General features: G+C 60.4%; 20 protein-coding genes. 6 read left to right on the top strand and 14 right to left on the bottom strand.

Annotated features, from left to right (window positions below):
- Window positions 1-23 precede the first annotated feature (23 nt).
- Entirely contained in the window at window positions 24-566 is a 543-nt protein-coding gene (locus ACA075_RS06505; RefSeq protein WP_219095235.1) for a helix-turn-helix domain-containing protein, read from the bottom strand.
- 108 nt (window positions 567-674) lie between these two features.
- Between ACA075_RS06505 and ACA075_RS06500 the strand changes: the two genes are divergently transcribed.
- Both ACA075_RS06500 and ACA075_RS06495 read left to right on the top strand, forming a co-directional pair.
- Window positions 675-1457: an aldolase gene (locus ACA075_RS06500; protein ID WP_109628350.1), complete on the top strand. Its 783-nt coding sequence runs from the start codon at window positions 675-677 to the stop codon at window positions 1455-1457.
- Window positions 1458-1486: 29 nt separating this feature from the next.
- The gene (locus ACA075_RS06495; protein WP_497297774.1) at window positions 1487-2374 is read left to right on the top strand and encodes a dihydrodipicolinate synthase family protein; all 888 of its coding nucleotides are present in this window, start codon (window positions 1487-1489) and stop codon (window positions 2372-2374) included.
- Between the two features lie 144 nt (window positions 2375-2518).
- On the opposite strand, the gene ACA075_RS06490 is transcribed toward ACA075_RS06495, so the two are convergent.
- From ACA075_RS06490 to ACA075_RS06480, 3 genes are all read right to left on the bottom strand, one after another.
- A complete protein-coding gene (locus ACA075_RS06490) occupies window positions 2519-2863 on the bottom strand; it encodes a YegP family protein (protein WP_403098842.1) in 345 nt (114 codons plus the stop codon).
- Window positions 2864-2968: 105 nt separating this feature from the next.
- The gene (locus ACA075_RS06485; RefSeq protein ID WP_497297773.1) at window positions 2969-3274 is read right to left on the bottom strand and encodes a ribbon-helix-helix domain-containing protein; all 306 of its coding nucleotides are present in this window, start codon (window positions 3272-3274) and stop codon (window positions 2969-2971) included.
- A 14-nt stretch (window positions 3275-3288) separates the two neighbouring features.
- Window positions 3289-3870 (bottom strand): DJ-1/PfpI family protein, encoded by a 582-nt coding sequence (locus ACA075_RS06480; RefSeq protein WP_497297772.1) that lies wholly within the window; start codon window positions 3868-3870, stop codon window positions 3289-3291.
- 336 nt (window positions 3871-4206) lie between these two features.
- Here ACA075_RS06480 and ACA075_RS06475 point away from each other — a divergent pair, with 336 nt between their 5' ends.
- Complete coding sequence (locus ACA075_RS06475) at window positions 4207-5112, top strand: DMT family transporter (protein ID WP_438660618.1); 906 nt, start codon at window positions 4207-4209, stop codon at window positions 5110-5112.
- Window positions 5113-5183: 71 nt separating this feature from the next.
- Here ACA075_RS06475 and ACA075_RS06470 read toward each other — a convergent pair whose 3' ends face one another.
- From ACA075_RS06470 to ACA075_RS06455, 4 genes are all read right to left on the bottom strand, one after another.
- A complete protein-coding gene (locus tag ACA075_RS06470) occupies window positions 5184-6398 on the bottom strand; it encodes a class I SAM-dependent methyltransferase (protein ID WP_497297771.1) in 1215 nt (404 codons plus the stop codon).
- A 304-nt stretch (window positions 6399-6702) separates the two neighbouring features.
- The gene (locus ACA075_RS06465) at window positions 6703-7320 is read right to left on the bottom strand and encodes a TPM domain-containing protein (protein WP_497297770.1); all 618 of its coding nucleotides are present in this window, start codon (window positions 7318-7320) and stop codon (window positions 6703-6705) included.
- Between the two features lie 28 nt (window positions 7321-7348).
- Window positions 7349-8107, bottom strand: coding sequence for a TPM domain-containing protein (locus ACA075_RS06460; RefSeq protein WP_497297769.1), 759 nt, complete (start codon window positions 8105-8107; stop codon window positions 7349-7351).
- A gap of 34 nt (window positions 8108-8141) precedes the next feature.
- The gene (locus ACA075_RS06455; protein WP_497297768.1) at window positions 8142-8750 is read right to left on the bottom strand and encodes a LemA family protein; all 609 of its coding nucleotides are present in this window, start codon (window positions 8748-8750) and stop codon (window positions 8142-8144) included.
- A gap of 239 nt (window positions 8751-8989) precedes the next feature.
- Between ACA075_RS06455 and bglX the strand changes: the two genes are divergently transcribed.
- Window positions 8990-11281: a beta-glucosidase BglX gene (gene bglX / locus ACA075_RS06450; protein WP_497297767.1), complete on the top strand. Its 2292-nt coding sequence runs from the start codon at window positions 8990-8992 to the stop codon at window positions 11279-11281.
- A 121-nt stretch (window positions 11282-11402) separates the two neighbouring features.
- Here bglX and ACA075_RS06445 read toward each other — a convergent pair whose 3' ends face one another.
- The 5 genes from ACA075_RS06445 to ACA075_RS06425 form a co-directional block, all read right to left on the bottom strand.
- Entirely contained in the window at window positions 11403-12560 is a 1158-nt protein-coding gene (locus ACA075_RS06445) for a phospholipase D-like domain-containing protein (protein ID WP_497297766.1), read from the bottom strand.
- A gap of 1 nt (window position 12561) precedes the next feature.
- Window positions 12562-13152, bottom strand: coding sequence for a YceI family protein (locus tag ACA075_RS06440; protein WP_497297765.1), 591 nt, complete (start codon window positions 13150-13152; stop codon window positions 12562-12564).
- A gap of 250 nt (window positions 13153-13402) precedes the next feature.
- A complete protein-coding gene (locus ACA075_RS06435) occupies window positions 13403-13726 on the bottom strand; it encodes an amidase (RefSeq protein ID WP_497297764.1) in 324 nt (107 codons plus the stop codon).
- A complete protein-coding gene (locus ACA075_RS06430) occupies window positions 13723-14817 on the bottom strand; it encodes a serine hydrolase domain-containing protein (RefSeq protein WP_497297763.1) in 1095 nt (364 codons plus the stop codon). Before ACA075_RS06430 ends, ACA075_RS06435 begins: the two co-directional genes overlap by 4 nt.
- Window positions 14818-14998: 181 nt before the next feature.
- Window positions 14999-15886 (bottom strand): acyl-CoA dehydrogenase middle domain-containing protein, encoded by an 888-nt coding sequence (locus tag ACA075_RS06425; protein ID WP_497297762.1) that lies wholly within the window; start codon window positions 15884-15886, stop codon window positions 14999-15001.
- Window positions 15887-16041: 155 nt separating this feature from the next.
- On the opposite strand from ACA075_RS06425, the gene olsB reads away from it, so the two are divergent.
- Both olsB and ACA075_RS06415 read left to right on the top strand, forming a co-directional pair.
- A complete protein-coding gene (gene olsB / locus ACA075_RS06420) occupies window positions 16042-16797 on the top strand; it encodes an L-ornithine N(alpha)-acyltransferase (RefSeq protein WP_497297761.1) in 756 nt (251 codons plus the stop codon).
- A complete protein-coding gene (locus ACA075_RS06415; protein WP_219095247.1) occupies window positions 16797-17588 on the top strand; it encodes a lysophospholipid acyltransferase family protein in 792 nt (263 codons plus the stop codon). Before olsB ends, ACA075_RS06415 begins: the two co-directional genes overlap by 1 nt.
- A gap of 120 nt (window positions 17589-17708) precedes the next feature.
- Here ACA075_RS06415 and ACA075_RS06410 read toward each other — a convergent pair whose 3' ends face one another.
- Complete coding sequence (locus ACA075_RS06410; RefSeq protein WP_497297760.1) at window positions 17709-18284, bottom strand: acyl carrier protein phosphodiesterase; 576 nt, start codon at window positions 18282-18284, stop codon at window positions 17709-17711.
- Window positions 18285-18405 lie beyond the last annotated feature (121 nt).

The following is an 18405-nucleotide window of genomic DNA, read 5'->3' as shown; positions in this document are numbered from 1 at the left end:
CTCGCCACAACAGCACCGCAACTTCATTCCTCAGCGCTATGCACCACCACCAGCAACTGTGCCTGAACCTCCCCCACTGACCGTATCCGGTGCGGTTTCTGCGCATTGAAGTGCAGCGCATCCCCGCGATTGAGCAGCACCCGCTCGTTCATGAAGTCCACTTCCACCTGCCCTTCGTGGACAAACAGAAACTCTTCCCCCAAGTGTTCCTTGAAGGTTTTATCCGCGAATTCTGTCGGTGGATAAATCATGAAGGGCAGCAGGCTGCGCTCGCTGACCTGGTGGGCCAGCACCGCGTAGCCGGGGCTTTCATCGTTGGCCGCCAGGGACTGGCGTTCGTCGCTGCGCACCAGGCTGTAGCTGTCGAGGCTGATGTTGTCTTCGGAGAACAACTCCTCAACCTTCACGTTCAGCGCCTTGGCCAGCTTCAGGGCAGCCGCGATCGACGGCGTATTCAGCCCGCGCTCGACTTTCGACAGGTAGCTCTTGGTCATGCCGGATTTTTCGGCCAAGGCCTCCAGCGTCACGCCAAGTTTTTTTCTCAGTAATTTCAAACGGATAGACATGAAGAACGATTAATCCATCAAGGAGGCGACGATGTGCCCTTGCTAATGACACAAAGTGTCATATAGCCTCTTCTGTGTCATTTGCATGAACCACCCAAGGACACCGATATGGCCAAGACCTTAGCATTACCCAAAGAGCAGCTGGTCAAGCAAGCGTTGACCCAGATGCAAAACACCCTGGCGGATAATACGTGGACCGACCGGCAAAAGCTGGCCCTGACCTGCCGGATTCTGTTCGAGAATGGTCACGACTCCGGTCTGGCCGGGCAAATCACCGCCCGTGGCCCTCAGCCTGGCACCTATTACACTCAACAACTGGGCCTGGGTTTCGACGAGATCACCGCGAGCAACTTGCTGCTGGTCAACGAAGACCTGGAAGTACTCGAAGGCCACGGCATGCCCAACCCGGCCAACCGGTTCCACAGTTGGGTGTACCGCGCCCGGCCCGACGTGAACTGCATCATTCACACGCACCCGACCCACGTCGCGGCGCTGTCGATGCTCGAAGTGCCGCTGCAGATTTCCCACATGGACCTCTGCCCGCTCTACGACGATTGCGCGTTTCTCGAAGGCTGGCCGGGTGTGCCGGTGGGCAACGAAGAAGGTGATTTGATCGCCGGCGCACTGGGCGACAAACGGGCCATCCTGCTGTCGCACCACGGCCAGTTGTCCACCGGCACGACCATCGAAGAAGCCTGTGTCATCGCTCAGCTGATCGAGCGTGCGGCGAAGCTGCAACTGCTGGCGATGAGTGCCGGAACGATCAAGCCGATCCTGCCGGAACTGGGCCGCGAAGCCCATGACTGGATTTCGAAACCCAAGCGCCACGGCGCTGCGTTCAACTACTACGCCCGGCAGAACCTGCGTCAACACGCCGATTGCCTGAACTGAACCCGATCTTTTTCTGAAGGAGACACAGCATGTCGACCCCCACCATTCACGGCATCATCGGCTACACCATCACCCCGTTCACCGCCAATGGCGAAGGCGTCGATCTCGACGCGCTCGGGCGTTCCATCGACCGTTTGATCGACGGCGGCGTCCACGCTATCGCACCACTGGGCAGCACCGGCGAAGGCGCTTACCTGAGCGACGCGGAGTGGGATCAGGTCAGCGAATTCAGCATCAAGCATGTGGCCAAACGCGTGCCGACCATCGTCAGCGTGTCCGACCTGACCACCGCCAAAGCCGTGCGCCGCGCACGTTTCGCCGAAGCCCATGGCGCCGATGTAGTGATGGTGCTGCCGACGTCCTACTGGAAACTCAGCGAAGCGGAAATCCTCGCCCACTACCGCGCCATCGGCGACAGCATCGGCGTGCCGATCATGCTCTACAACAACCCGGCCACCAGCGGCACCGACATGTCGGTGGACCTGATCCTGCGGATCGTCAATGCCGTGGAGAACGTGACCATGGTCAAGGAGAGCACCGGCGACATCCAGCGCATGCACAAGCTGCAACTGCTCGGCGAAGGCCGTGTGCCGTTCTACAACGGCTGCAACCCGTTGGCGCTGGAAGCGTTTGCGGCGGGTGCGAAAGGTTGGTGTACAGCGGCGCCGAACCTGATTGCGCAGCTCAATCTGGATTTGTATGAAGCGGTATTGGCCAATGACCTGGGCAAGGCGCGTGAACTGTTCTATCGCCAGTTGCCGGTGCTGGACTTCATCCTCAAGGGTGGCTTGCCGGCGACGATCAAGGCGGGGCTGCGTGCAACCGGGCTGGAAGTGGGCGATCCGCGGTTGCCGGTGTTTCCACTCGGTGAGGCCGGGATCAGCCAGTTGCAAGACTTGTTGGAAGCCTTACGCTGATCTCAAGCCACACAAAAAACAAAATGTGGGAGCTAGCCTGATAGCGATAGCGGCCTGACATTCAACATCTTCGTCGAATGTTAAGCAGCCATCGCTAGCAGGCTAGCTCCCACAGGGGATTTGTATTGGATTTGAAGGGTGTGTTCAAAGCACCGGCAAGGTCTTGTCCTTGATCACGGTAGTCGGTCCATTGGCCTTGACGCTGGCGATGCCTTTATCCATCGCGCCAGTGGAAGAGTAAGTCTCGCTACTCCCGATGATCTCGTGGTTGCCCGCCTTTAGGTTGAAGTAAGGATGGCCATCCTTGGTAGTTTTCTTTTCGTAGCGTTCATCCAGCGGGCTGTTCTTCTGCACCGAAGCAATGCCGTTATCGGCAGCACCGCGAGTGGTGTACAGCTCGCTGGTCAGAATGGTTTCAGCGTTGGCGGCCTTCAGTACAAACTTGAACTGACCGTTGCTGCTTTTGCTTACTTCGTACCATCCAGACATGCTCTTTCTCCTTGGCGATTGAGAGGTTTCGCGCTTCAGAGTAAAGACCAGCCTGGCCTATCTGTCGCCTGCCCGCGATGGGCTGGCTGTGTCGATACAAACTGCTTATTTCACCCCCGCCCGCACCACCGACAACTCCGGCGCCTGCAACCGCCGCTGACTCAAATACCGCGTACAACTCACTCGCAGGAACGAGGCGAAATTCACCACCTCGCCACGGTAGTCCATCACCTCTTCATACAGCTTGGCGATCAACTGGTTGGTGGTCATGCCGTCGACCCCGGCGATTTCGCTGAGGATGTCCCAGAACTGATTCTCCAGCCGCAGGGTGGTGACCACCCCGCAGATGCGCAGCGAGCGGGAGCGCGATTCGTAGAGAATCGGATCGGCTTTGACGTAGAGCTCGCACATGGAAAAGTCCCTCGTTACAGCGTGATTTTGGTGCCCAGCAACCCGAGGAAACCGGCGAGCCAGCTCGGGTGCGCCGGCCAGGCGGGCGCAGTGGCCAGATTGCCTTGTACGTGACCTTCCGTCACCGGGATATCGATGAACGTACCGCCCGCCAGACGCACTTCCGGCGCGCAGGCAGGATAAGCGCTGCACTCGCGACCTTCGAGAACTCCCGCTGCCGCCAGCAGTTGCGCTCCGTGGCACACGGCGGCGATCGGTTTGCCGGCCTTGTCGAATGCGCGCACCAGCTCCAGGACTTTTTCGTTCAGGCGCAGGTATTCCGGCGCACGACCGCCCGGGATCAGCAGCGCGTCGTAGTCGGTTTCAGCGACTTTGCCGAAATCGAAGTTCAGGGCGAACAGGTGGCCGGGTTTTTCGCTGTAGGTCTGGTCGCCTTCGAAGTCGTGAATCGCCGTGCGCACGGTCTGGCCGGCGGATTTGTCCGGGCAAACGGCGTGCACCGTGTGGCCGACCATCAGCAGCGCCTGGAAAGGCACCATCACTTCGTAGTCTTCGACGTAATCGCCGACCAGCATCAGAATTTTCTTGGCAGCCATGGGGAGGACTCCTCTGGGAAATACGTAGGAGTATTCAAGGTAGTCCTTATCCGCGAGGTCGGGTAATAACCACCTACTACTGACAATGTAGGTTTGAGTTCGGCCTTTGTGGCGAGGGAGCTTGCTCCCGCTGGGCTGCGAAGCGGCCCCCCTGCATTCTTCCCGGAGAATCAGGTCTCCAGGTTTTACGACTGCTGCGCAGCCGAACGGGAGCAAGCTCCCTCGCCACAAGAATCGCGCTCAACTGTACGGATATTTCTGTTCCCAGCTGTAAGCGCCAAAACCATTGATTTATGGCTAGATGAATCCAATCACTCTAGATTCTGGTCCCCCATCATGTCCTCGCGCGAAAACACCGGCATGGCCCTCGGCCTGCTCGGCGTCGTCATTTTCAGCCTCACCCTGCCCTTCACACGGATCGTCGTGCAGGAACTTCATCCGCTGCTCAACGGCTTGGGCCGGGCGCTGTTTGCGGCGGTTCCGGCGGCGATGCTATTGCTGTGGCGCCGGGAGAAATGGCCGACCTGGAAACAGGTCAAAGGCCTGACGCTGGTGATCGCAGGCGTGATCCTTGGCTTCCCGGTGTTGTCGGCCTGGGCGATGCAAACCTTGCCGGCCTCCCACGGCGCGCTGGTCAACGGTTTGCAACCGCTGTGCGTCGCGCTGTACGCCGCGTGGTTGTCTCACGAACGACCGTCGAAAGCCTTCTGGGCCTGCGCCGCGCTGGGCAGTGCGCTGGTGCTCGGTTATGCATTAATCAGCGGGGCTGGCAGTATTCAGGCCGGTGATTTGCTGATGCTCGGGGCGATTGCCGTGGGCGGCCTGGGTTATGCCGAGGGCGGCCGGTTGGCCAAGGAGATGGGCGGCTGGCAGGTGATCTGCTGGGCGCTGGTGTTGTCGACGCCGCTGCTGATCGGACCGGTGGTCTATTTGGCGCTTCAACACCAGGGGGAAATTTCCGCCAAGACCTGGTGGGCGTTTGGTTATGTTTCGCTGTTCTCGCAGTTCATCGGGTTCTTTGCCTGGTACGCCGGGTTGGCGATGGGCGGCATTGCCCGGGTCAGTCAGATCCAGCTGTTGCAGATCTTTTTCACCATTGCGTTTTCCGCGTTGTTCTTCGGTGAACACATCGAGCCGATCACCTGGCTGTTTGCGGCCGGGGTGATCGTGACGGTGATGCTCGGACGCAAAACGGCAGTCAAATCTCATGTGGGAGCTAGCCTGCTGGCGAAGGGGCCGTAACATTCAACATTTATGCTGAATGTAGAGCCGCCATCGCTAGCAGGCTAGCTCCCACAGGGAATCGCAGGGGTTTAGAGGTAGCCGTCAGCCCGTAGCAGGGTTTCGAGGCAGTGTTCGGTGATGTGGTAGAAATCCTTCAGTTCCTGGATCTTCACCAACAGCTGCGCCGGGTCCACCGGCTCGGCGCGTTTGACCGCCAGAATCATCTTGTTCTTGTTGGTGTGGTCCAGTGAGATGAACTCGAACACCTTGGTTTCATAACCACAGGCTTCCAGGAACAGCGCACGCAAGCTGTCGGTGACCATTTCCGCTTGCTGACCCAGGTGCAGACCGTATTGCAGCATCGGCTTGAGCAGCGCCGGGCTTTGGATTTGCAGGCGGATCTGCTTGTGGCAGCACGGCGAGCACATGATGATCGAGGCGCCAGAGCGGATGCCGGTGTGGATTGCGTAGTCGGTGGCGATGTCGCAGGCGTGCAGCGCGATCATCACGTCCAGCTCGCTCGGCGCCACGCTGCGCACGTCACCGCACTTGAACACCAGCCCCGGATGCTCGAGCTTGGCGGCGGCGGCATTGCACAGGTTGACCATCTCCTCGCGTAACTCGACGCCCGTCACCACGCCTTCGGCTTTCAAGGTGTTGCGCAGATAGTCGTGGATCGCAAACGTCAGGTAACCCTTGCCCGAGCCGAAATCCGCGACCTGCACCGGTTTGTCCAGCGCCAGGGGCGAGGTGGTCAGCGCATGGCTGAAGACTTCGATGAACTTGTTGATCTGCTTCCACTTGCGCGACATCGCAGGGATCAGCTCGTGTTTGCTGTTTGTCACGCCCAGGTCGGCGAGGAACGGCCGGCTCAGGTCGAGGAAACGGTTCTTCTCGCGGTTGTGCTCGGCGGACGGGACTTCGCGCAATTGCTGAGGTTTGCTCTTGAACAGCGAAGACTTGCCCTTTTTGCTGTATTCGAGCTGGGCTTCGTCTGTCAGCGACAGTAAATGCGCATTTTTGAACGAGGCTGGCAACAGCGCGGCGAGGGTCGCCACGCCCTCGGCAATTGGCAGATTCTTGGTGATGTCGCGGGTCTTGTAGCGGTAGACGAAGGACAGGCAGGGCTGATCCTTGACCGTCAGCTGCTTGACGATCAGCCGCTGCAAATCGGCTTCGGTGCCGACGTACTTGGCCAGGACCAGTTTGATGAAGGCATTCTGGTCGAGGCTGGTTTGCAGCAGGTCGATGAACTGGGCGTGGTGATCCGGCGCGAGGCTGGCGGGAGTGGCGGTGACAGACATGGAAAAAACGGCCTCGGGCGGAGCGGATCGGGGAATGGCGGGTATTTTAGGGGGGATGGCCGTCCGGGACACGCAGTTATTTACCGAACGGTGCGAATCGTGAGGCAAGTCGAGTTCCCTGTGGCGAGGGGACTTGTCCCCGTTGGGTCGCGAAGCGGCCCCCTTCGATCACCAGTCAGACCGCGTTCTCAGGTTTTACGACTGCTTCGCAGCCGAACGGGGTGATGCGGCATTCCGACAAGTCCCCTCGCCACAAAAGCTCCCTCGCTGCAGAAGCGCATCCGTCTCCAGACTGAAAAGGACATCAGCCCAACACCACCAACCGATTCGGCAATTCATTGCGCACATGCGTCACCGGCACATGCACCTTGAGCAACTCGCCGCACGCCTCGACGCACGTTACAAACCCCTGCAACGTCTGGCCCTGCTTCACCTGCTGAGTAAACGCCGCAACGATCGCATCCCAGTTCTTGTTGTCCAGCCGCTTGGAAATCCCTTCATCCACCAGAATCTCTACATAACGCTCAGCCTCGCAGACGAAAATCAGCATCCCGGTGCTGCCCACCGTATGGTGCAGGTTCTGCTCCAGAAACTGTCGGCGCGCCAGGTTCGAGGCGCGCCAATGCCGTACCGACCGCGGGATCAGGTGGGTGGTGACTTTCGGAATCCGGAACACCAGGCACAACACGATGAACGTGATCCATTGCACCAGCAGCAAACTGTGCATGGTCAGCCAGCCCGTCAGGTAATGCACGACACCCGGCACCACCAGCGCCAGCAGGCTGGCCCAGAGCAGCGGGATGTACGCATAGTCGTCGGCGCGGGCCGCGAGCACCGTCACCAGTTCGGCGTCGGTGTCGCGCTCGACCCGGGCAATCGCCTCGGCGACTTTGCGTTGTTCGTGTTCAGTCAGTAATGCCATGTTTAAAAGTGCCTGCTCATTATTATTCTCACCAGCCGCCCGACGAACCGCCGCCCCCGAAACTGCCGCCACCCCCGCTGAAGCCCCCGCCTCCACCGCCGCCGCCAAAACCTCCACCGCCGAAACCGCCGCCCGAACTGCCTCGGCCACCGCCACCACCGCTGGGCAGGATTCCGAGCATCTGGCAGACGAAAATCGTCAGGATGAACAGCATCACCAGAAACACGAACACGCCCGGATGACGCGAAACGAAATCGTCGCCCTCATCCCCGCGCGGCTGATAAACCGTCGACGGCTCATCCAGCGGACTGCCACCCAGCACCACCAGCATCGCGGCGACCCCGTCGCTGATGCCTTTGCTGAAGTTGCCGGCCTTGAACGCTGGCGTAATTACCTGATTGATGATCACCGAACTCTGCGCATCGGTCAGGCGATCTTCCAGGCCGTAACCGACTTCGATGCGCAATTTACGATCATCGCGCGCAACGATCAGCAGCGCGCCGTTGTTCTTGTCTTTCTGGCCAATGCCCCAGTAGCGCCCTAGCTGATAGCCGAAATCGGCAATGTCGGTGCCCTGCAAGTCCGGCAATGTCACCACGACCAATTGCTCGCCAGTGGCTTTTTCATGGGCCTGGAGTTGTTGCGTCAGCTGCTCGCGCACCGACGGCTCGATCATCTGGGCGTTATCGACCACCCGGCCGGTCAGCTGCGGAAACGTCAATTCGGCCTTGGCCGTCAGGGCAAACACCCACAGCACCAGCACCAGGCCCACTTTCAACACGCGCATTGGCAACCTCATCCGTGGTGATGCGTCAAGCCGATCAGAACTTCACTTCAGGCGCTTTTTCGGCGCCGGGGCTGGTGGCCTCGAAGGTTTCGCGGATCGGTAAATCGCTGTACATCACCGTGTGCCAGAGGCGACCCGGGAAGGTGCGGATTTCGGTGTTGTACTTCTGCACCGCGAGGATAAAGTCGCGACGCGCCACGGCGATGCGGTTCTCGGTGCCTTCGAGCTGCGATTGCAACGCAAGGAAATTCTGGTTGGCCTTGAGGTCCGGGTAACGTTCGGACACCACCATCAAACGGCTCAAGGCACCGGTCAGCTGATCCTGCGCCTGCTGGAACTGCTTGAGTTTTTCCGGGTTGTCCAGTGTGCTGGCATCCACCTGGATCGAGGTCGCCTTGGCCCGGGCTTCGATCACCGCGGTCAGGGTTTCTTCTTCGTGTTTGGCATAGCCCTTGACGGTTTCCACCAGATTGGGGATCAGGTCGGCGCGGCGCTGGTACTGGTTCTGCACCTGACCCCAGGCGGCCTTGGCCTGTTCGTCGAGGGTCGGAATGTTGTTGATGCCGCAGCCGGCCAGCAGCGTGGTGAGCAACATCAAGGCCGCAACCTGCAGGCTCGATCGATAGTGGTGTCGTACATTCATCTGGTTGACGCTCCCTTGCACATTCCGTTTGAAAAACAACCCGCAGCCTTCTGTCCGGTCTCTTGGGGCATAATCTGCCGCCGCCACTGGATTGCATCGGGCCAATGGGCTAAAAGATGCCCCTGCGCTAAAACATTGCGCAAGTGTGCATGCATTTACTTGAACAACAATAGTCGCTCCCTAAATTTTGGCTGACCGGCGCGTATTCACTGCCGTTTAGGCTTTTGAGAAAACTATTCATGAAGAAGCTGTGTTTGCTGGGACTGTTCGTCAGCCTGGCCAGTCATACCGTATTGGCCGCCACGACCCCCGCACCTCTGGAAAACAAGGACGCGTTCATCAGCAACCTGATGAAGCAAATGACCCTAGATGAAAAGATCGGCCAGTTGCGCCTGATCAGCATCGGCCCGGAAATGCCTCGCGAGCTGATCCGCAAGGAAATCGCCGCCGGCAACATCGGCGGCACGTTCAACTCGATCACCCGCCCGGAAAACCGTCCGATGCAGGACGCGGCCATGCGCAGCCGGTTGAAGATCCCGATGTTCTTCGCCTATGACGTCATCCACGGTCACCGCACGATTTTCCCGATCCCGATTGCGCTGGCCTCGAGCTGGGACATGGACGCCATCGGCCTGTCCGGGCGCATTGCCGCCAAGGAAGCCGCGGCGGACAGCCTCGACATCACCTTCGCGCCGATGGTCGACATTTCCCGTGACCCGCGTTGGGGCCGCACCTCCGAAGGCTTCGGCGAAGACACTTACCTGGTGTCGCGCATTGCCGGCGTCATGGTCCGGGCGTTCCAGGGCACCGGCGCGAACGCGGCCGACAGCATCATGGCCAGCGTCAAGCACTTTGCCTTGTACGGCGCGGTCGAGGGCGGTCGCGACTACAACGTCGTCGACATGAGCCCGGTCAAAATGTACCAGGACTACCTGCCACCGTACCGCGCCGCCATCGACGCCGGCGCGGGGGGTGTGATGGTCGCGCTGAACTCGATCAACGGCGTGCCGGCCACGGCCAACACCTGGCTGATGAATGACCTGTTGCGCAAGGAATGGGGCTTCAAGGGTCTGGCGGTCAGCGACCACGGGGCGATTTTCGAGCTGATCAAGCACGGCGTTGCCGCTGACGGTCGCGAAGCGGCGAAGCTGGCGATCAAGGCCGGCATCGACATGAGCATGAACGACACCCTGTACGGCAAAGAGTTGCCGGGGCTGTTGAAGGCCGGCGAGATCGAACAGAAAGACATCGATAACGCCGTGCGCGAAGTGCTCGCCGCCAAGTACGACATGGGCCTGTTCAAGGACCCGTACCTGCGCATCGGCAAGGCTGAAGATGATCCGGCCGACACCTACGCCGAAAGCCGTCTGCACCGCGCCGAGGCCCGTGACGTCGCGCGCCGCAGCCTGGTGTTGCTGAAGAACCAGGGCGAAACCCTGCCGCTGAAGAAAACCGCAAAAATTGCCTTGGTCGGTCCGCTGGCCAAGGCGCCGATCGACATGATGGGCAGCTGGGCAGCCGCCGGCAAACCTGCGCAATCGGTCACGCTGTTCGACGGCATGAACGCCGCCGTGGCAGACAAATCGACGCTGATCTACGCCCGTGGCGCCAACATCACCAGCGACAAGAAGGTCCTCGACTACCTGAACTTCCTCAACTTCGATGCTCCGGAAGTGGTGGATGATCCGCGTTCGGCCCAAGTGCTGATCGACGAAGCGGTGAAGGCCGCCAAGGATGCGGATGTTGTCGTTGCCGCGGTCGGCGAATCCCGTGGCATGTCCCACGAATCGTCCAGCCGTACCGACCTGAACATTCCGTCCAACCAGCGCGACCTGATCAAGGCCCTGAAAGCCACCGGCAAACCGCTGGTGCTGGTGTTGATGAACGGCCGTCCGCTGTCGATTCTTGAAGAGAAGGAACAGGCTGACGCGATTCTGGAAACCTGGTTCAGCGGTACCGAAGGCGGCAACGCCATCGCCGACGTGCTGTTCGGCGACTACAACCCGTCGGGCAAATTGCCGATCACCTTCCCGCGCTCGGTAGGCCAGATTCCGACCTACTACAACCACCTGAGCATTGGCCGGCCGTTCACGCCGGGCAAACCGGGCAATTACACCTCGCAGTATTTCGACGACACCACCGGCCCGCTGTTCCCGTTCGGTTTCGGCCTGAGCTACACCGATTTCAGCCTGAGCGACATGGCCTTGTCGTCGACCACGCTGAACAAGACCGGCAGACTCGACGCCAGCGTGATGGTGAAAAACACCGGCAAGCGCGACGGCGAAACCGTGGTGCAGCTGTACATCCAGGACGTGACCGGCTCGATGATCCGCCCCGTCAAGGAACTGAAGAACTTCCAGAAAATCACGCTGAAGGCCGGCGAACAGAAAGTCGTGCACTTCACCATCACCGAGGACGACTTGAAGTTCTATAACGCCCAGCTCAAGTACGCAGCGGAACCCGGCAAGTTCAACGTGCAGATCGGCCTGGATTCCCAGGACGTGACGCAGCAGAGCTTTGAATTGCTGTAATTATTCAAACACCGCAAAAACCTGTGGGAGCGGGCTTGCTCGCGAAAGCGGACTGTCAGTCAACATCATCGTTGACTGACATGGCCCCTTCGCGCTCCCACATTGGTTTTTGGTGTGACAACTAACCGCGGCGATCCAGCAGATTCACCACCAACCGATCCACCCATCCCCACACCCTTTGCTTGACCCGCCGCCACAGCGGTCGGCGTTGCCATTCCTCCAGGCTGACCTCCTGGCTCTGCGCAAAGTCCTTCTCGAAACTCGCGACCACTGCACCTGTCAGTCCCGGGTCCAGCGCTTCAAGGTTGGCTTCCAGATTAAAGCGCAGGTTCCAGTGATCGAAATTGCACGAGCCGATGCTCACCCAGTCATCGATCAGCACCATTTTCAGGTGTAGGAAACACGGCTGGTATTCGAAGATTTTCACCCCTGCCTTGAGCAGTCGCGGGTAATAGCGGTGCCCGGCGTAGCGCACCGACGGGTGATCGGTGCGCGGCCCGGTCAGCAGCAGACGCACGTCGACGCCCCGGCTGGCGGCCCTGCGCAATGAGCGGCGGACTTTCCAGGTGGGCAAAAAATACGGCGTGGCCAGCCAGATCCGTCGCTGGCCGCTGTTCAGCGCACGAATCAGCGATTGCAGGATGTCGCGGTGCTGGCGGGCGTCGGCATAGGCCACCCGACCCATGCCCTCGCCCATGGGCGGCACCCGGGGCAAACGCGGCAGGCCGAAGTGCGATGCGGGTTTCCAGGCGCGGCGGTGACGGTTGGCGATCCATTGCCGGTCGAACAGCAATTGCCAGTCGATGACCAGAGGTCCGGAAATTTCCACCATCACCTCATGCCATTCGCTGGTGTCCTCGCCCGGCGTCCAGAACTCATCCGTAACGCCTGTGCCGCCGACCACGGCCAGGCTTTGATCCACCAATAACAACTTGCGGTGATCGCGGTAGAAGTTACCGACCCAACGCCGCCAGCTCAGGCGATTGTAAAAACGCAGCTCCACACCCGCCGCCATCAGGCGCTGACGCAAGGTCAGGGTGAACGCGAGGCTGCCGTAGTCATCGAACAGGCAGCGCACGCGCACACCGCGTTCGGCGGCGTGGACCAACGCCTGCACCATCGCTTCGGCACAGGCCCCCGCCTCGACCAGGTACAGCTCCAACTCGACCTGTTCTTCGGCGCGGGCTATCGCGACCAACATGCGCGGAAAGAACTGCGGGCCGTCGATCAGCAGTTCGAAGTGGTTGCCTGCGCGCCAGGGAAAGATTGCACCGGCCATGTCAGCGCGCCGTGAAAATCAGTACCGCACCCACCGGCACCGACAGACTGATGGCCGACAATCCAGCGACCTTGCGCAAACTTTCCAGCCCCGGAGCCAGATCGAAGTCTTCGGCATTGATGATCAGCGGCTCGAGCGTCACCACCTGGAAGCGCCGGTCATCGAGACGGGTCGCCAGCAGTTCGGCGTTGTATTCGTGGGTTTTACCGTGCAGGTTGACGGTCAACGGCAAGCGCAGCTCCAGTTGGGCACCGGGCGCGAGATCGTTGATCGGGCGCAGATCGATCTGCGCGGTGATCAGCGCTTCGGGGAAGGTCTGGATCTCGAACAGTTCCTTGCGCATGCGTTCGTCACGCAGGGGGATGCCGCTGTTCACCGACTCCATCTCCACTTCCACCTCGGCCAGGCCTTTTGGACTGACCTTGCCGTGCAGCACCAGAAAGCGCTGCACTTCGGAGATGTTGGCGTTTTTGGTACTGATGAACGACAGCCGCGAGGACTCGCCGTCGAGGTACCAATTGGCCTGGGCCGACAGGGTGGTGCCGGCCATCAGCAGGAAGGCGAGGGTTTTGGAAAGGGACCGCTTGAACATAGAGACTCGTGGGGCAAATAAACCTGCACGAACCTTAACCGCCCTAGAGCCAGATGCAAACTGTCCATCACTGACACCGGGCCATTGTGGCGAGGGAGCTTGCTCCCGCTCGGCTGCGCAGCAGTCGTAAATTGTGCGTAGATGATCTACCTGGATAACCATCGCCCGATTTTGGGAGCGCTTCGCACTCCAGCGGGAGCAAGCTCCCTCGCCACAAAAAAAGCTACAGCCACACAGGGTTTCGGCGCGGTCAAAGTTGCAGGCGGCAGCCCTGGCGTTCGCCGATCCATTGCGCGCTGTTGCTGCGGCCCATGCCGCTGACGGTCACGCGTTTGCTGGCGGGGTCATCGGTGAAACCGCGGGTGGGCAGCCACTGTTTGACATAGGTGTGGCAGTACTCGGCCTGGTGGTTCATCACGTACCGGCACGAGCAATATTCCTTGGCGGTGTAGGCGCTGATGATGTCGGGGAACGCCCACAACGCCACCCGCTCTTGCCAGATCCAGCCGAGCAAGGCGACCAGCAATACCAGCCACAACGTGCTGAACGGTCGGCGACGAATAAAGTTGTTCATGGCTGCACCTTCCCGGCAAAGGCCTTGAGCGCGAGCTTGAGCAATTCGTTGTGCTGGTAGAGGTCGTCGCGGTCATCGCCGTAGCGCACGATCACCAGGTTTTCGCTGGGAATCACGTACATCGCCTGGCCCCAATGGCCCAGAGCGGCAAAGGTATCGGCCGGAGCATCCGGCCAGGGTCGGGCAGCGCCCTCCACCGTGCGATTGAGCCACCAATGACCGCCAGGAACTGCATCGTCCTGATTGGCTTGATAGCGGGCGAAAGGTTCGCGGTTGAAAGTGACCCAGTCTTTGGGCAGCAGTTGCCGATCCCCCCAACGACCGTCACGCGCCATCAGCAGACCGACTCGCGCCAGGTCCCGGGCGGTGAGGTAGGCATAGGAGGACGCGACGAAAGTGCCCGTGGCATCGGTTTCCCAGACGGCGTGGCGAATCCCTAACGGCTCGAACAATGCTGTCCATGGATAGTCTGGGTATCGGGCCGGACCGACGATGGTTTTCAGCGCGGCGGCCAGCAGGTTGCTGTCGCCACTGGAGTACAGAAAGGCCTGGCCTGGTTTGGCGTATCCGTCGTGGTCGGCGGTGAACGCCGCCATGTCGTGATGACCCCGGGTGTAGAGCATGGCCACCACCGAGGATTTCAACGGGGCGTATTCGTAGTCTTCCTGCCAGTCCAGGCCAGAAGCCCAGTGCAGCAGGTCGGCCAGGGTCATTGCCGGGTGTTTTGCCAGCGGCGGGTAAAACCGTACCGCCGGGTCCTCAAGTTTGAAAAGCCCCTCGCCATAGGCCACACCGAGGACCGTGGCCATCAGGCTTTTACTGATGGACCAGGTCAGGTGCACGGTGTCGGCCGTGGTCGGGCCGGCGTAGCGTTCGTAGATCAATTGGCCGTCATGGATCACCAGCAAGGCGTCGGTGCGGATGCCTTTTCGCGTGGTGTCGTCGCGAGGTGGGAAGGCGTAAGTCTCCAAGGCTTGAAGTGCTGACCCGGTGACTTCCGGGCCTGTGGACCATTGCTCGGCGGGCCAGGTTTCAGCGTGGGCGGTGACGCTGAGCAGCAGCATGAAAATCAGGGGCAAGCCTTTGAACATGGCGGGGGCTCGGCGGGGTGGGCTTGCTGAGCCTAGTTGATCTTGATGACAGTTTTGGATTTGTGTTGCCCGTGATGCCGCCATCGCGAGCAGGCTCGCTCCCACAGGGATTGTGTGTTGCTCACCATCGGTGTCACACCACAGCCCCCTGTGGGAGCGGGCTTGCACGCGATGAGGCCAGTCAACTCAATGAAGATGCCGCGAGTGCCTTAGCCAACCGCTTCCCCCGCGCGCCCGCCGCCAAATCCATCACGCTCTGATCACGCTGCCACATCGCCGCCCAGTGCTGCGGGCCATCAGCCAGTGCCTGATTGACCTCAGCCTTGAGCCCCTCGAACTGCGCAAACAATCCCCCCAGCACCACATGCCCGGCCAGATTGTTCGGCGCTTGCCGGCTGACTTCCGCGCACCCGGCCAGCAGCGCCAGCAAGCGCAGTTGCACATTCTGCGGCCAGTCGCTGTCCTGACCGACGCCGTACAGCCATGCCGTCATCGCGCTCAGTACATAAATGTCTTCCAGCGTGCGGAACGGTTTGACGTAGGCATCCCAACCATCCCCCGCGAGCAATTCGCACTGAGCGTTGTCCAGAAACAACCGACCGTGGCTAATGTCCGGCATCAGCGCGATAGCCGGGAGTTTTTCCAGGCGCACGCCCGGTTCATCGGGATAGACCACTGCCAGACTCAAGCGCGGGGCTTCGCCTGTCTCCTCACTGCGCGCGGCGATCAGCAGCCAGTCGGCCGCATCGCCAGCGGTGACGAAATCCTTGCGCCCACTCACGCGTAAATCGCTCAGGCGAGCCTGCATGTCCGCCACCCGCAGGCTGCGCTGTTCGGTGGCACACAACGCACCGAGGCTCAGCGGCGCGCTCGGCCAGAGCATGCGCAACGCCGCCTGATAGCCCACCAAAAACGCCAGCCCCGGCGTCGACATCAACCGCCCGCCGACCACCGCCAGCTCGAATGGCGTGACCGTACCCAACGTCTGCAACAAGGTCGCGAAACCCTCCGCCAGGTCCGGGTTGGCGGGCAGGCGATCGCGGCGTTTCAACAGGTTTTGCCAGGGCATAAGAGGCTCCTTGAGGGCTGTCATATAAGCATCACCAAAGCTTCATGGCGATGACACCGGGGCTACATAGCCTGACTTTGCACAACACGGCTGCATAAAGAAAGTCGATCGGCTCTAACCCAAGACGGGTTGACCAGCCCGCACGGAGATTCCCAATGACTCAGATCGCCCGCATCAGCGACACCGGCAATGAACGCCGCCTGCAAGCCGAACGCCTGGTGGGCGCCGAGGCATTGCAGGAAGCCCAGGCCCTGCGTTTCAACGTCTTCAGCGGCGAGTTCAACGCCAAGCTCAAAGGCGCGGAGCTGGGTCTGGACATGGACGACTATGATGTTCACTGCGCCCACATCGGCGTACGTGACTTGAACACCGGGCGCCTGGTGGCGACCACCCGTTTGCTCGATCACACGGCCGCCAGCAGCTTGGGCAAGTTCTACAGCGAAGAGGAATTCAGCCTGCACGGCCTGGTCCACTTGAAGGGCCCGATCCTGGAAATCGGTCGTACCTGTGTCGATCCGGCTTATCGCAACGGCGGCACCATCGCGGTGCTCTGGGGTGAACTGGCCGAAGTGCTGAATCAGGGCGGCTACAGCTATTTGATGGGGTGCGCGAGCATTCCGATGCAGGACGGCGGGATTCAGGCTCACGCGATCATGCAGCGTCTGCGGGAACGTTATCTGTGCACTGAACACCTGCGGGCCGAACCGAAAAATCCGCTGCCGGTTTTGGACCTCCCGTCCAACGTAATTGCCGAAATGCCACCGCTGCTCAAGGCCTATATGCGTCTGGGCGCGAAGATCTGCGGCGAGCCGTGCTGGGACGAAGACTTCCAAGTCGCCGACGTGTTCATCTTGCTCAAGCGCGACGAGCTCTGCCCGCGTTATGCCAAGCATTTCAAGGCGGCGGTCTGATGAGCCGGTTACGGGTGTACGCGCGGATTGCGCGAGTGCTGGTGGTGGTCGCGCTGGGGTTGAGCATGGCCAGCGTGTTCGGGCTGTTCGAGCGCCTGGGGATCGCCCATTCGATGGTCCGCCGCCAACGCTGGTCGCGATTTTTCATGGCGCGGTTGAGCAACGCCCTGCCCTTTCGCGTGACGGTTCACGGTGAACTGCCGAAAGAGCCGATGCTGTGGGTCAGCAATCACGTGTCGTGGACCGACATTCCGTTGCTGGGCATGCTCACGCCGATGTCGTTTCTGTCCAAGGCCGAAGTGCGCACCTGGCCGGTGGCCGGTTGGTTGGCGGCCAAGGCCGGCAGCCTGTTTATCCGTCGCGGCTCGGGTGACAGCCAACTGATCCGCAAACAGATGACGCGCCACCTGGCGCAGGCACATCCGCTGCTGATGTTCCCGGAAGGCACCACCACCAATGGACGTTCGTTGCGTACCTTTCATGGCCGCTTGCTGTCAGCGGCGATTGATTCTGAAGTGAAGCTGCAGCCGGTGGCGATTCGTTATCTGCGTGACGGTGAACTTGATTCGCTGGCGCCGTTCATTGGCGATGATGATTTGCTGTCGCACTTGATGCGGTTGTTCGCCAATGATCGCGGGGAAGTGGAAATCAAAGTGCTCAAGCCGATCGCTTGCGAAGGCCGGGAGCGTGCGGCGCTGGCGTTCGAGGCACAGCAGGCGGTGCAGAAAGCGTTGTTTGGGGCGATCCCTCAGGCGCAACCGGAACCGCTGCGCCCCGCCATCGCGGCCTGACACGCATTTTCTGAAGAAACATTGATCCATTGTGGGAGCGGGCTTGCTCGCGAAAGCAGTGTGTCAGTCAACATCGATGGTGGCTGACACACCGCTTTCGCGAGCAAGCCCGCTCCCACATTAGACTCGCGGTGTTGCAGCGAACTTCTGCAACTGCGGATAGAACAACCGAAAATCCTCACTGAGCGGTTCGTACAGCCGACGCAATTCCTGCATCGCCCCCGCCAGTTCCTCAGGTCGGGTCAACCGCCGCGAAATCCCCCGCAGCACTTGGTCCAGCACATCAAACTCCTGATAAGACCCCAACCAGTCATTCGCCACCATGTGCGGCGCAATCCTCGCCAACCGCTCGGGCAATTGTGGCTCCGTCGACAGCACCCGATACACATCCGAGGTGAACCGTTCCAGCGGCTGGTCCGAGTAGAGGGTCCAGTCCCGCGCCAGGCAGTGGTCGAAAAACACGTCGAGCACGATCCCGGCGTAACGCCGGCGTGTGATGGAAAACCGTGACAGCGAGGCATCCACCAACGGATGGCGGTCGGTAAACACGTCGATGCTGCGATGCAGCTGGATGGCCGCTTCGATCTCCGGGTCGAACTGCCCTTTCAGCCGTCCCTTGACGAAATCGCCATACAGACTGCCGAGCAATTGACCGGGGCGCTGGCCACCGAGGTGAAGATGGGCGAGATAGTTCATGGGCGCAGCTTAGCATTGCGCCTTCGAATGTTGACACTCCAAGTATCGTTATAACCCGATATAGCGATTTGTGCGGTCGTCAGAGCAAAAACATATTTGTATATCGCGATCTAACGATTTA

This window comes from Pseudomonas sp. LBUM1663, from assembly GCF_059695905.1.
The sequence above is the reverse complement of the archived record's forward strand: the minus strand, read 5'-3'. Positions and strand labels throughout refer to the sequence as shown.

Coding starts and splice junctions, on each gene's coding strand:
- ACA075_RS06460 (WP_497297769.1), bottom strand. CDS start 8,107: ATGCGCGTGTTGAAAGTGGGCCTGGTGCTGGTGCTGTGGGTGTTTGCC.
- ACA075_RS06475 (WP_438660618.1), top strand. CDS start 4,207: ATGTCCTCGCGCGAAAACACCGGCATGGCCCTCGGCCTGCTCGGCGTC.
- ACA075_RS06410 (WP_497297760.1), bottom strand. CDS start 18,284: ATGAACTATCTCGCCCATCTTCACCTCGGTGGCCAGCGCCCCGGTCAA.
- bglX (WP_497297767.1), top strand. CDS start 8,990: ATGAAGAAGCTGTGTTTGCTGGGACTGTTCGTCAGCCTGGCCAGTCAT.
- ACA075_RS06485 (WP_497297773.1), bottom strand. CDS start 3,274: ATGTGCGAGCTCTACGTCAAAGCCGATCCGATTCTCTACGAATCGCGC.
- ACA075_RS06500 (WP_109628350.1), top strand. CDS start 675: ATGGCCAAGACCTTAGCATTACCCAAAGAGCAGCTGGTCAAGCAAGCG.
- ACA075_RS06505 (WP_219095235.1), bottom strand. CDS start 566: ATGTCTATCCGTTTGAAATTACTGAGAAAAAAACTTGGCGTGACGCTG.
- ACA075_RS06415 (WP_219095247.1), top strand. CDS start 16,797: ATGAGCCGGTTACGGGTGTACGCGCGGATTGCGCGAGTGCTGGTGGTG.
- ACA075_RS06430 (WP_497297763.1), bottom strand. CDS start 14,817: ATGTTCAAAGGCTTGCCCCTGATTTTCATGCTGCTGCTCAGCGTCACC.
- ACA075_RS06455 (WP_497297768.1), bottom strand. CDS start 8,750: ATGAATGTACGACACCACTATCGATCGAGCCTGCAGGTTGCGGCCTTG.
- ACA075_RS06490 (WP_403098842.1), bottom strand. CDS start 2,863: ATGTCTGGATGGTACGAAGTAAGCAAAAGCAGCAACGGTCAGTTCAAG.
- ACA075_RS06480 (WP_497297772.1), bottom strand. CDS start 3,870: ATGGCTGCCAAGAAAATTCTGATGCTGGTCGGCGATTACGTCGAAGAC.
- ACA075_RS06435 (WP_497297764.1), bottom strand. CDS start 13,726: ATGAACAACTTTATTCGTCGCCGACCGTTCAGCACGTTGTGGCTGGTA.
- olsB (WP_497297761.1), top strand. CDS start 16,042: ATGACTCAGATCGCCCGCATCAGCGACACCGGCAATGAACGCCGCCTG.
- ACA075_RS06440 (WP_497297765.1), bottom strand. CDS start 13,152: ATGTTCAAGCGGTCCCTTTCCAAAACCCTCGCCTTCCTGCTGATGGCC.
- ACA075_RS06465 (WP_497297770.1), bottom strand. CDS start 7,320: ATGGCATTACTGACTGAACACGAACAACGCAAAGTCGCCGAGGCGATT.
- ACA075_RS06425 (WP_497297762.1), bottom strand. CDS start 15,886: ATGCCCTGGCAAAACCTGTTGAAACGCCGCGATCGCCTGCCCGCCAAC.
- ACA075_RS06470 (WP_497297771.1), bottom strand. CDS start 6,398: ATGTCTGTCACCGCCACTCCCGCCAGCCTCGCGCCGGATCACCACGCC.
- ACA075_RS06445 (WP_497297766.1), bottom strand. CDS start 12,560: ATGGCCGGTGCAATCTTTCCCTGGCGCGCAGGCAACCACTTCGAACTG.
- ACA075_RS06495 (WP_497297774.1), top strand. CDS start 1,487: ATGTCGACCCCCACCATTCACGGCATCATCGGCTACACCATCACCCCG.